The 12,394-nt window shown below is 70.0% G+C and carries 11 protein-coding genes; 9 read left to right on the top strand and 2 right to left on the bottom strand.

What is annotated here, in order from left to right; all coding sequences use genetic code 11:
* The first annotated feature begins 145 nt into the window (after window positions 1–145).
* From FHS44_RS27955 to FHS44_RS27935, 5 genes are all read left to right on the top strand, one after another.
* On the top strand, window positions 146–907 hold the full coding sequence (locus FHS44_RS27955; RefSeq protein ID WP_184719960.1) for an alpha/beta hydrolase: 762 nt from the start codon (window positions 146–148) through the stop codon (window positions 905–907).
* An 86-nt stretch (window positions 908–993) separates the two neighbouring features.
* Window positions 994–3,033 (top strand): phosphate acetyltransferase, encoded by a 2,040-nt coding sequence (gene pta / locus FHS44_RS27950; RefSeq protein WP_184719958.1) that lies wholly within the window; start codon window positions 994–996, stop codon window positions 3,031–3,033.
* A complete protein-coding gene (locus FHS44_RS27945; RefSeq protein ID WP_312863842.1) occupies window positions 3,030–4,184 on the top strand; it encodes an acetate kinase in 1,155 nt (384 codons plus the stop codon). The genes pta and FHS44_RS27945 overlap by 4 nt, the downstream gene beginning before the upstream one ends.
* A gap of 516 nt (window positions 4,185–4,700) precedes the next feature.
* Window positions 4,701–5,612 carry a coiled-coil domain-containing protein gene (locus tag FHS44_RS27940; protein WP_184719956.1) on the top strand — a complete coding sequence of 304 codons (912 nt, stop codon included), beginning with the start codon at window positions 4,701–4,703 and terminating at the stop codon, window positions 5,610–5,612.
* A 71-nt stretch (window positions 5,613–5,683) separates the two neighbouring features.
* Window positions 5,684–6,094, top strand: a complete 411-nt coding sequence (locus tag FHS44_RS27935; RefSeq protein WP_184719954.1) for a hypothetical protein — start codon at window positions 5,684–5,686, stop codon at window positions 6,092–6,094.
* Here the strand turns inward: FHS44_RS27935 and FHS44_RS27930 are convergent.
* Window positions 6,080–6,427, bottom strand: coding sequence for a MerR family transcriptional regulator (locus FHS44_RS27930; protein ID WP_184719952.1), 348 nt, complete (start codon window positions 6,425–6,427; stop codon window positions 6,080–6,082). The two genes, FHS44_RS27935 and FHS44_RS27930, sit on opposite strands and share 15 nt — an antisense overlap.
* Window positions 6,428–6,606: 179 nt before the next feature.
* On the opposite strand from FHS44_RS27930, the gene FHS44_RS27925 reads away from it, so the two are divergent.
* The 4 genes from FHS44_RS27925 (at window position 6,607) to FHS44_RS27910 (ending at window position 10,575) form a co-directional block, all read left to right on the top strand.
* Complete coding sequence (locus FHS44_RS27925) at window positions 6,607–7,506, top strand: aldo/keto reductase (RefSeq protein ID WP_184719950.1); 900 nt, start codon at window positions 6,607–6,609, stop codon at window positions 7,504–7,506.
* Between the two features lie 255 nt (window positions 7,507–7,761).
* Complete coding sequence (locus tag FHS44_RS27920; protein WP_184719948.1) at window positions 7,762–8,418, top strand: TetR/AcrR family transcriptional regulator; 657 nt, start codon at window positions 7,762–7,764, stop codon at window positions 8,416–8,418.
* A 41-nt stretch (window positions 8,419–8,459) separates the two neighbouring features.
* Window positions 8,460–8,867 (top strand): MerR family transcriptional regulator, encoded by a 408-nt coding sequence (locus FHS44_RS27915; RefSeq protein WP_184719946.1) that lies wholly within the window; start codon window positions 8,460–8,462, stop codon window positions 8,865–8,867.
* Between the two features lie 196 nt (window positions 8,868–9,063).
* On the top strand, window positions 9,064–10,575 hold the full coding sequence (locus tag FHS44_RS27910; protein WP_184719944.1) for a peptidoglycan D,D-transpeptidase FtsI family protein: 1,512 nt from the start codon (window positions 9,064–9,066) through the stop codon (window positions 10,573–10,575).
* On the opposite strand, the gene FHS44_RS27905 is transcribed toward FHS44_RS27910, so the two are convergent.
* Window positions 10,563–12,362, bottom strand: coding sequence for an ABC transporter ATP-binding protein (locus FHS44_RS27905; protein ID WP_246436201.1), 1,800 nt, complete (start codon window positions 12,360–12,362; stop codon window positions 10,563–10,565). The two genes, FHS44_RS27910 and FHS44_RS27905, sit on opposite strands and share 13 nt — an antisense overlap.
* Window positions 12,363–12,394: the final 32 nt, after the last annotated feature.

Genomic DNA, 12,394 nt, shown 5'->3' with positions numbered 1-12,394 from the left:
CAACAATCGCTTTCACGTCGCCGTCGAACGCGCCCGGATGTTCACCTCCAGGACACCCCGCAAGCCTACGGAGCGGCCCTTTCCTCCGATATGGCGAACTGCCCGCATCCGGCGAAGCCACGGGACGAGGTCCTAAGCTCGGGACATGCCTCTAGCGCCGTCGTTCGCCGTGATGCTCAGAACCGAGGACAACGTGCGGATCGACGCCGCGCACACCCCGTCACGAGGATCGCGCGACCTGGGCATCGTACTCGCCCACGGCTTCACCGGTTCCCTCAGGGAACGTCCGACCCGCAGGATCGCCCACGTGCTCAGCGGGTTCGGCGGGGTGGTCTCCTTCGACTTCCGCGGCCACGGCCGCTCAGGGGGCGAGTCGACAGTCGGGGACCTGGAGATCCTCGACATGGACGCGGCGGTACGGCACGCCAGGGCGATCGGCTACCCCAGGGTCGCGGTCGTCGGCTTCTCCATGGGCGGGGCGGTGGCCGTACGGTATGCCGGGTGGCGGGCGGCGGCCGGAGAGGTCGACGCGGTGGTCACCGTGAGCGCGCCCGCGCGGTGGTACTACCGGGGGACCCGTCCCATGCGGCAGGTGCACTGGGCGATCGAACGCCCGCTGGGACGGCTGGCCGCGCGGGTCGGCAAGAGGACGCGGATCAGGAGCAGGGGGTGGGACCCGGTGCCCTCTGCCCCCCACGAGGCGGTCATAGACATCTCGCCGACCCCGCTGCTGATCGTCCACGGCGACGCCGACTCCTTCTTCCCCCTCGACCACGCCCACCAGCTCCACGACGCGGCGGGGGAGCCGAAGGAGCTGTGGATCGAACCCGGCTACGGCCACGCGGAGTCGGCGGCGACCCCCGGCCTGGTCCGCAGGATCGGCGAATGGGTCACGGCCAACGCCTGACCCCGGTGCTCTTCCGGTCGGGGCGGGCCGTACGGCATGGTTCGCAGCATGGTTTCGCGAGGCGGTCTCGCGGCACAGGAGGGCGTATGCGCAGCATCTACGTGGCGGGTCTCGGGCGCGGGGACGGCAGGCAGATCGTCGAACTCGGCCTGATGGAGCTGCTCGCCCGCAGGGCGCACAGAACCGGGATCTTCCGGCCGATCACCAGGGGGGACGACCGCACACTCGAACTGCTCGGTGAGCGCTACCGGCCCGCGGCCACGCAGTCGGGCGTCACGGCCGAGGCCGCCGCGGAGATCTACGCCGAGCACGGTGTCGAGGAGCTGATCTCCCGGCTGGTCACCCGCTTCCACGCGCTCGAACGGGAGTGTGACGCGCTGCTCGTGCTCGGCAGCTCCTTCGCCACCGACGACCTGCCGAGGGAGCTGGCGTTCAACGCCCGCCTCGCCGCGGAGTTCGGCGCCCCGGTGATCGTGGTGGTCGGCGCGCACGGCGACCACGCCGAGGAGATCGCGATGGAGATGCGCACCGGCTACCAGGTCTTCTCCGACCTCGGCAGCACGGTGCTCGCGGTCGTCGCCAACCGGGTGCCGAGCGGGACCATCGTCGATCCCGGGCTTCCCGTGCCGTGCTACGTCATCCCCGAGAACCCCTCGCTCTCGGCGCCGACGGTCGAGCAGGTGATGCGGGCCGTGGACGCCAGGCGCCTGCAGGGCGACGAGGACGCGCTGCGCAGGGACGTGCTGGGGTTCGTGTTCGGCGGGGCCACGCTGCCGGTCTTCCTCGAACACCTGACGGACGGGGCACTGGTGATCACCCCTGGCGACCGGGCCGACCTGCTGCTCGCCTCCCTCGCCGTTGAGGCCGCGGGCACGGTCAGGCCGTCCGGCGTGGTGCTGACGCTGGGCCAGGAGCCGACGAAGGCCGTGCGGGACCTCACCGCCCGCCTGGCCCCCGGGGTGCCGGTGCTCTCGGCCGCCGCAGACAGCTTCACCGTCGCCACGACCCTGGCCGGGCTTGAGGGGCGGCTGACGGCCGACAACCCCCGCAAGATCGACACGGCGCTGGGCCACTTCGAGTCCCACGTGAACACCGCCGACCTCGCCGACCGGATCGAGCTGGCCCGCTCCGAACGGATCACCCCGATGATGTTCGAGCACACCCTGCTGGAACGGGCCCGCTCCCAGCGGCGGCACATCGTGCTGCCCGAGGGGGAGGAGGACCGCATCCTGCGGGCCGCCGACATCCTCATGCGGCGCGGCATCGTCGATCTCACCCTGCTGGGCAGGCCGGAGGTGATCCGCAGAAGGACCGGAGACCTCGGCCTCGACCTGTCCGGCGTGACCGTCGTCGATCCCACGACCTCCCCGCTGCGCGCCTCCTTCGCCGACGAGTACGCCGAGATGCGGGCGCACAAGGGCATGACGCGGGAACGGGCAGAGGAGCTGATGGCCGACGCCAACTTCTTCGGCACGATGCTGCTGCACCGCGGCGCCGTGCACGGGATGGTCTCCGGCGCCGCGCACACCACGGCCGCGACGATCCTGCCCGCCTTCCAGATCATCAAGACCGTCCCCAGCACCTCGGTCGTCTCCTCGGTGTTCTTCATGTGCCTGGCCGACCGGGTGCTCGTCTACGGCGACTGCGCGATCAACCCCGACCCCGACGCCGAGCGGCTCGCCGACATCGCCATCTCCTCGGCCCGTACGGCGCGCCGCTTCGGCGTCGAGCCCAGGGTCGCGATGCTGTCGTACTCCACGGGCCACTCCGGCAGCGGCGCGGACGTCGACAAAGTGCGCAGGGCCACGGACCTCGTCAAGGAACGGGCACCCGACCTGCTGGTCGAGGGGCCAATCCAGTACGACGCGGCCGTCGACGCCAGGGTCGCCGCCGCCAAGCTGCCCGGCTCCCCGGTCGCGGGCCGGGCGACCGTGCTGATCTTCCCGGACCTGAACACCGGCAACAACACCTACAAGGCCGTGCAGCGCTCGGCGGGCGCCGTCGCGGTCGGGCCGGTGCTCCAGGGACTGCGCAGGCCGGTCAACGACCTGTCGCGGGGCGCGCTGGTCACCGACATCGTGAGCACCGTGGCCATCACGGCCATCCAGGCACAGGAACAGGGGTGACCGTGGCAGGGAAGACCGAGCGCGTCCTGGTGCTCAACAGCGGATCGTCGTCGGTGAAGTACGCCCTGTTCATCGGTGAGGAGCGGCTGGCCTCCGGCATCGTGGAGCGGATCGGCGAACCAGGCTCCCCGGTCGCCGACCACGAGGCGGCCCTGGACATCGTCGCCGGGGAACTGGCCGACCGGAACCTGGGCATCGACTCCCCCGAACTGACCGCGATCGGGCACCGGGTGGTGCACGGCGGTACCGACTTCACCGAGCCGACGCTGATCACCGACGAGGTGACGGCGAAGATCGAGGAACTGGTCCCGCTGGCCCCGCTGCACAACCCGGGCAACCTGGCGGGCATCGAGGTCACCCGGCGGCTGCGCCCCGACCTGCCGCAGGTCGCGGTCTTCGACACCGCGTTCCACTCCACGATCTCACCGGCCGCGGCGACGTACGCGATCGACAGGAAGCTGGCGGAACGGCTGCGGATCCGCCGCTACGGCTTCCACGGCACCTCGCACGCCTACGTCTCCCGCGAGGCCGCCGCGCTGGTCGGCAGGCCGGGCTGCAACGTGATCGTGCTGCACCTGGGCAACGGGGCCAGCGCCTCCGCCGTCTCCGGCGGGCGCTGCCTGGAGACCTCGATGGGCATGACCCCGCTCGAAGGGCTCGTCATGGGGACCCGCAGCGGCGACCTCGACCCCGGCGTCCTGCTGTATCTCGCCAGGACCGGAGGGATGTCCTTCGACGAGATCGACACGCTGGTCAACCGGGAGAGCGGCATGCGCGGCCTGTGCGGGGAGAACGACATGCGGACCGTGCAGGAACGGCTCGCGGCCAAGGACCCCGACGCCGAGCTCGCCTTCTCCGTCTACTGCCACCGGCTGCGCAAGTATGTCGGCGCCTACTACGCCGTGCTCGGCGTGGTCGACGTGATCGCCTTCACCGGAGGGGTCGGGGAGAACTCCCCGCTGGTCAGGCAGACGACACTGGACGGCCTTGAGGCACTGGGCATCGCCGTCGACCCGGAGCGCAACAGGCGGGGGAAGGGCGTCATCTCGCCCGACGGGACGGCCGTGAAGGTCGCGGTGATCCCCACGAACGAGGAGCTGGAGATCACCCGGCAAACTCTCGCGATTCTGCCTCGAACCAAACGCCCATAATTCGCGTCTACCTAAGTCAGATGGATGAGATCCGCCCCGGCGGTCCACGGGACTCGACCCTCCGCCAGAGGCGGCGGTCGTAGGACCCGCCCGGGTGGTGGCCCAGCGTCGCGGGGGCGTGCTGGGCCGTTCATCCGTCCGCAGGCGTGCTTGTACGGCTTTCGCCTGTACGGCTCGGCGGAAGCCGTACAAGCACGCGCTGACCCTTGCCACCTCTCCCACGTCGGACGGATCGGGGGGGACGGACCAGGCGTCAGGGGCGGAGGCGCCGAGACCCGTCAGCCCAGGCGCGCGGTGGACCTTTGGTGAGACCGAATCATGTTCGGCCGCGCAAGGCAAGGGGGAGGTCGGGGGGCCGGAGGGAGGATTGTGACCTATGTGACGATTGTTTAAACCCCCGCAGACTGGTAGATAGTTCGTCAATGGTGCGGGAGTTCCATCGTTTCTCTGACAGGCCTCAAGATCGTCTCCTATAGTTTCGCTCCGGCCGTGAGGGGGTCTGGAGGTGAGCGAAGCGTGAGATCGAGTCGCTCGATCACGCTGGGCGTCATGCTTTCCACCCTGCTCATGACGCCGCTCATGGCCGGGGCCGCCGTGGAGCGGGCCGCCAAACCCAACCCCGAGGCCGAACTGGCCAGGCTCACCCGCGAGGCCGACGCCCTCAACAAGAGGTACCGCGGGCAGGTGCAGAGCCTTGAGGAGACGCGGGTCCAGGCGAGCAAGGCGACCCAGCGGGCCAGGAGCCTGAAGCGCAGCCTGGCCACCGCGGAGACCGCCGTCACGCGCTTCGCCCAGACCGCCTACATGGGTGGCAACCTGGACGACATCAACCTGCTGTCCTTCCAGGGGGACCCGGGCACCACGCTCGACGGGGTCGCGATGCTGTCCTACCTCGCCGGTCAGCGCGCCAGCCAGCTCGGCCACCTCAAGGAGCTCGTCAAGGACGCCAAGGACGCGGAGGCCGCCGCCGAGGCGAAGATCGTCAAGCTCGGGGACGACATCACCAAGCTCAAGAAGGACCGCGTCCGCATCGAGAGCCTGCTCGCCAAGTACGGCTTCCAGCAACCCGGCGGCAGCGAGGGGCTCACTCCTCGCATGGTGAGCGTGCGCAACACGATTCTGCGGACCTTCCCGATGCCCTATCCGGTCGGCTGCCTGCGCCGTGGCGACCCCGGTGACCACGGCAGCGGCCGGGCCTGTGACTTCATGATGAGCACCGGTGGCCGCATGCCGACCGCCGAGGCCAAGGAACGCGGCGACCGCCTCGCCCAGTGGGCCATCGACCACGGCCGCGACATCGGGATCATGTACATCATCTGGCAACAGCGCTACTACGACATCCGCACCGGAACCGGCTGGCGAATGATGTCCGACCGAGGCGGCATAACCGCCAACCACTACGACCACGTCCATATCTCGGTCTTCTGATTCGCGGCGCCCAGAATTGCGTGAGCCGGATTAGGCTCGTTCCAGGAATGTGTTTCTTCCACGGAGGCGGCGTGGCCGATGAGGGTTCTGTTCGCGGGGTTTCCGATATGGCCGGCAGGGGAGGTCTGCTGGCTCTCTGGCTTTCCTCGGTTCTGGTCGCGAGGTTCCGTGACGGATCTCCCGTGCTGGTGGTGGCCCTGTTCGTCTGTATGGCGGCCAGTGCCGCATACTGCCTGTTCTGGCTGTACGCGAGGTGGCGCTTCGGTGGTCGGGAGAAGAAACTCCCCGAGGAAGAGGCCGCCGAGTCCCAGAAGTCTTTCTCGGACTCGTTGACGTTCCAGATCGCGCTTCTGGCCTATCTGCTAATCACGTTGAACGGATACAGCGACGACCTCTGGCTCTTTGTGACCTATGCTCCGCTTCCTCTGGTCCTCGCGTTCGACCTTCTGGAAAAGCTGTACGCCGTGCTACGGAACAGATGAGGACTTCAGGATGGTGGCGAGGGAGTTCCTGGACCGCTGGAGGGCGGTTATCTGGGTGTCGAGGTCCCGCAGGTGGGTCTGGAGGTAGTCCCTGACGCAGGGGTGGATGTCGGGGCCCGGGCCCTCGATGCAGGGCAGGATGTCGCGGATGGTGCGGGTGGGCAGACCGGCGGCGAGCAGGGCGCGGATGTGGCCGACGACCGTGGGCGCCTCGGCGGTGTAGTGGCGGTGGCCGCTCGGGCTGCGGTGTGAGGTGAGCAGGCCCTGCTCCTCGTAGTACCGCAGCAGCCGAACGCTCACGCCGGTCTCCCTGGCCAGCTCGCCGATCTTCATGCCGGTTGCTACGGGGCTGAAGGTCCGCACGGAGGTCACCTCACACGAGCGTCGATCGGGCAGGAAGGCCATCCCGTATAAGGCGCGAAACGGGCTGTCTCATCCGGAAACACCCGCGACGTGATCTGTCTCACACCCCCTTGAATCTCACACCGATGTGAGCTTCTAGCGTTTCCGGCATGACGAACAACACGGAAACCTTCACTCTCGGCGGTGACCTGACGGTACGGCGGATCGGCTACGGCGCCATGCGGCTTGCCGACGGACCCGACAGGCCCGCGGAGGCCTGGGCCGCGCCCATCTGGACGGCCCCCGCAGACCGCGCCGCCGCGCTGGCCGTACTGCGCAGGGCGGTCGAGCTCGGGGTCGGGATCATCGACACCGCCGACGCCTACGCGCTGGGCGCCAACGAGGAACTCGTCGCCGAGGCCCTGCACCCCTACTCCGAGAAGGTCGCGATCGCCACCAAGATCGGTGTCGTACGGCCAAGCCCCGCCGAGTGGATCCCGCTGGGCAACCCCGCCTACCTGAGGCAGCAGGCCGAACTGAGCCTGCGGCGGCTCCGGGTGGAGCGCATCGACCTGCTCCAACTGCACCGGATCGACCCCGAGGTGCCGCTGGCCGACCAGATCGGCGCGCTGAGGCAACTGCGGGAGGAGGGGAAGGTCCGCCACATCGGGCTGTCGGAGGTGACGGTCGAGCAGCTCAGGGAGGCCTCGGAGATCACGCCGATCGCCGCCGTGCAGAACATGTACAACCTCGTCACCCGTCAGCACGACGGGGTCGTCGACTACGCGGCCGAGCACGGCATCGCGTTCCTGCCGTTCTTCCCGATCGCGATGGGCGGGCACGCGGGTCAGGACAGCCCGGTCGCGGCCGTGGCGCGCGAGGTGGGCGCGACCCCCTCGCAGACCGCGCTGGCCTGGCTGCTGCACCGCTCCCCGACGGTCATCCCGATCCCCGGCACGACCTCGGTCGGGCACCTGGAGGAGAACGTCGCCGCGCTGAAGGTGTCGCTGTCGCGGGAACAGTTCGAGCGGCTGTCGGCGGCCGGTCTTGAGGCCGGGCAGGAAGGATGACGAAGTCGGAGGGGAAAAGGACGACGACTCGCGATTTCTGAGAGTTTTTCGCGAAACGCGGATTTCCATTCCCCGGCGCGGTTCCCGCATCGATGCGACGCCGTATTGGGCGGCGTTTCCCAGGGGGAAAGTCGAGATGGTCCGCCGCCCACCCAGAGCCGTCCGCCGGTGACCGTACGTGATGGTCGCCCCTCCATCGGTCGCCGGTAAAGATCATGACAATCACTGTCGGTTGTCATGGGGGATGATAGAGCGATGACGAACGTTTCCGGGGAGACCCTCCGCCGTCGTCCGGCCCAGCGCCGAAGCCTCGAACGTGTCGAGCGCATGCTGGACGAGTGCGCACGGCTCCTCGACGAGGTGGGGTACGAGGCCCTGACCACCAAGGAGGTCGCCCGCAGGGCCGAGGTGCCGATCGGCACGTTCTACCAGTTCTTTCCCGACAAACAGGGGTTGGTGCGCGCGCTCGCGCTGCGCAACCTCGACGCCTTCCTCGGCCGGGTCACGGCCAGGCTCACCGAGGTGCGGCTGTCCGACTGGACCGAGATGGTGGACCTTGCCATCGACGAGTTCGTCGAGATGAAGCGCACGACCCCGGGGTTCGCGGTCGTCGACTTCGGCGAGGTGCTGCTCGCTCCCGGAGGCCCGGTGATCGAGGGGACCGAGCGCACCCTCGACACGGCGCTGAAGAACAACGTCATCGTCGCCGACCGGCTGAGGACGATCATCACCGACCTGCTCGGTGTCCCGGGCGGACCCGGTCTCGACAGGGCGCTGGTCGTCGCTGTCGAGGCGGCCGACGCCGTACTCAAACTGGCCTTCCGCTCCCGGCCCGACGGCGATCCCGAGCTGGTCGGCGAGTGCAAGCGGCTGGTCCGCCGCTACCTGTCGGACCACCTGCCCGACAGTTGAGAGAAAAGGGATGATTTGACCTGGAGCACACTCCAGGTGGGATGCTGCCGGACGTGAGTGTCTACACGCCGGGACAGGTGGTCGAGGAGACCGGTTTCAGCCTCGACACCCTGCGCTACTACGAACGGATCGGTCTGCTGGGAAGAGTCGGCCGCAACGCGGCCGGACAGCGGAGGTTCACCCAGGACGACGTCGGCTGGCTCGGCACGCTCCGCTGCCTGCGGGACACCGGCATGCCCATCGCCGAGATGCTCCGCTTCGCGGAGCTGGTCAGGGCGGGCGACCACACCATCGCCGACCGGGTCGCGTTACTTGAGGCCCACGACCGGCGGGTCGAGGAGCAGGTGGCCAACCTGCGCGAGAAGCAGCGGGCGGTCCAGGCCAAGATCGGCTACTACCGCGACATCGCCGACCTGCCCCAGTGCGAACCACTCGGCGCCAGACGCTGATCAGGCCGTACGGCGACCCCGCCCGGCGGTCCGGTCGAGCGAGCGTCTGGAGCTGACGAGGCTGTACGGCGACCCGCCCAACGGCCTGGCCAGGTAGCCGCCTCGGGCTGGGGAAGTCGTACAGCGGCTTTGCTCCTCACCTGCCCCTTCTTTCCGCTTCGCCTGTTAAACCGGAAGCGGGACCGGGGGAGGGGCGATGGCCGCACCGCGCGCACGCCGGATCAACATTCCGCTTCGGCACGTCACGCTGACGTGCGGGGCCATGATGTTCGCGCTGCTGGCCAACGTGACCTACCTCCAGGGCTTCAGGAGCGACCGGCTCGGCGACGACCCGCGCAACCCCCGGCTGGCGATCATCCGGCTCGACGGTCCAAGAGGGAACATCCTGCTGCGCGACGGCACCGTCGTGGCGACCAGCGTCGAGAACGGCACCGGGACCGGGGGGCACAGGTACCGGCGCCTCTACCCGGGCGGGCAGCCGTACGCGCCGGTCACCGGGCACCTGTCGATCTACGGAGCGACCGGGCTCGAACGCGCGCAGGACGCCGTGCTGTCCGGCACCGACCTGCGGGTCAAGCTGCGCGCGCTGCTGGACGGCACGCGGGCGGGGGCGACGATCAGGCTCACCATCGACCCCGCGGCGCAGCGGGCGGCCTACGAGGCGCTGCGCGCCACGGGGAGGCCGGGGGCCGTCGTCGCCATCGAACCGCAGACCGGCGCGATCCTGGCCATGGCCTCCTATCCCTCCTACGACCCGAACGTCTACACCGATCCCGACGCCGCGGGTCTGGAGGAGGCCGACAGGCGGCTGCGGGACGACCCCCGCGAACCATTGCTGAACCGGGCTATCCAGCGCGACTACCCGCCCGGCTCGACCTTCAAGATCGTCACCAGTGCCGCCGCGCTCGGCTCGGGGAGATACCGGCCGACCACCGGGTTGCGCGCGCCCGCCGCGCTGCGCCTGCCGGGGACGGCCTCCTACCTGCGCAACGCGGGCGGCGCCACGTGCGGGAACGGCAGGACCCCGCTGGCCTACGCCTTCCAGCTCTCCTGCAACACCCCGTTCGCGAACCTGGGGCTGGCCCTCGGCCAGGAGACACTGCGCGAGCAGGCGCGGGCGTTCGGCTTCGACGCCGACGACCTGACGGTCCCCATGCCGGTCGCCAGGAGCGTCTACCCCGGGGACATGGACCGGGCGCAGACCGCCATGTCGGCGCTCGGGCAGTTCGACACCAGGGCGACCCCCCTCATGATCGCCATGATGTCGGCGGCGGTCGCGAACGACGGCACGCTGATGCGTCCCTACCTGGTCGAGGAGATCAGGCTGGCCGACGGCACACTGGTCGACGGGGCCGTTCCTTCGCCGTACCGCAGGACGCTCGACCCCGAGGAGGCCAACCGGCTCACCGCGATGATGGTCACGGTCACCAGGCCAGGTGGCACCGGGGAGGCCGCCGCGATCCCCGGGGTCGAGGTCGCCGCGAAGACAGGCACCGCGGAGAACGGGGTCCCGGGAGGCGACCACGCGGTCTTCACCGGCTTCGCCCCGGCCACCGCGCCCAGGGTCGCGGTCGGGGTCCTCGTCGAGCACGGCGGACCTGGCGGGCAGATCGCGGCTCCCATCGCCAGGGCCGTCATGCGGGCCGTACTCGCGCCGGTCTCTCCCGGCGAGGAACAGGCGGAGAGACCGCGAGGTCAGGCGGAGTAGGCCTCGGCCTGCAGGCCGTACAGGTCGGCGTAGAGACCGCCGAGGGCCATCAGGTGGCCGTGGGCGCCCTGCTCGACGACCTTGCCGTGGTCGAGGACGTAGATCCGGTCGGCGTAGCGGACGCTGGCCAGCCTGTGGGTGATCAGCAGGACCGTACGGCCGTCGGCGTGCTGCCTGACGCGTTCGAAGAGGGCGTGCTCGGCGCGGGCATCGAGGGCCGCGGTCGGCTCGTCGCAGATCAGCAGCGGGGCGTCCCTGTGGAAGCCGCGGGCGATGGCGATCCGCTGCCACTGCCCGCCCGACAGTTCCTGGCCGTCCGTGAACCGCCTGTCGAGCAGCGTGTCGTAGCCGTGCTTCAGCTCGGCCACGACCTGGTCGGCCCCGGCGACCTCCGCCGCCGAGGTCAGCGCCTCCTCACCCCTGTCGGTGCCCATGCCGATGTTGTCCCTGGCGGTCAGCGGCCAGCGGGTGTGGTCCTGGGCGATGACGGCGATGTTGCGTCTGAGCCCGTCGGGATCGACCCCCGCCAGGTCTGTCTCGTCCCACAGCACGCGCCCGCTCTCGGGCTCGTAGAGACCGGCCAGGAGCTTGGCCAGCGTGGTCTTGCCCGAACCGTTCTCACCGACCAGGGCGACCACCTCACCCCGGTCGAGGTGCACCGAGACTCCACGCAGCGCGGGCGTCTCCGAGCCGGGATAGGTGAACACGACGTCCTCGGCGGCGATCCGCTCGAACGTCGCCGGCGCCGTGTCCGGCCGCGCCGGGCCGACCCGCCGTTCCGCCTCCGCGCAGAAGTCGAGGAAGTCGGTGAAGTACAGCCCCTCCTCGTAGAGCCGGTTGGTGGCGAACATCAGGTTCGACAGGTAGGTCTGCCCGGACCTGATCGCCAGTACGGCGGTGCCCGCGACGGCCAGCGGCACCGAGCCCGCGGCCAGCAGCAGGCCGAGGGCCACGTAGACCAGGGCCGCCCCGAGCCCGCCGAGCGCCTCCCCGACCACCCTGGCGAACGTCTGCCGCCTGGCCAGGTCGAGCCTGACGTTCTGCTCCGCGGTCGCGACCGCGTCGTACATCCGCAGCAGGAAGTCCCGCATCGTGAAGGAGCGCACCTCGGCGGCGGCCGCCCGCTCGGCCAGCAGCTCCGAGATGATCCACTTGCGCCGGGCGACGGGGATGAACGCGTACATCGTGGTGTAGCGCATGCGCGCCGTACGCACCGCCGCCCAGGCGTCCGGCAGCACCGCGAGCACCAGCAGCGGCAGCAGGACCGGGTGGAGCACCCCGAGCACCCCGGCCGCGGAGGCGATGCCGATGGCGGCGGTCAGCACGTTGATGGCCGTGCTGACGATCGAGCCCGCCGTCGTGACCCCGCGCGAGGACGCGCGCTGGAGCGAGTCGTGGAAGTCGGGGTCGTCGAACGCGGCCAGACTCACCTGGCCGGTCAACCCGTAGAGCCGTTCCTCGGCGATCCTGCTCACCTGCGGTTCGAGCCGTGACTGCGCCCACCCCGCGCCCGCCTGCATCAGGGTGCGCAGGGTGCCCGCGACGCCGACCAGGACGAGGCTGGGCAGGGCGGCGACGACCCGCTCCGGCGTCGGCCCCGCCTCCAACAGGGCCGAGAGCACCCCGGTCGTGGCCAGCAGCCCGAAGGCGGTGAACACGCCGCCGAGCACACTCAGCCCGATCGTGGCGACGACGTCGCGGGGACTGGCCGCCCAGCCGAGCCGTACGGCCTGCGCGACGAGGGCGGGCAGCCTCCTGGAGAGGGACAGGAAGCCGACGTCGGCCATGGCGTCGGCGTGGCCGTACCAGTCGGAGAGGC

Source organism: Streptosporangium saharense (genome assembly GCF_014203715.1).
In the GTDB taxonomy this organism is placed as follows: domain Bacteria; phylum Actinomycetota; class Actinomycetes; order Streptosporangiales; family Streptosporangiaceae; genus Streptosporangium; species Streptosporangium saharense.
The sequence above is the reverse complement of the archived record's forward strand: the minus strand, read 5'-3'. Positions and strand labels throughout refer to the sequence as shown.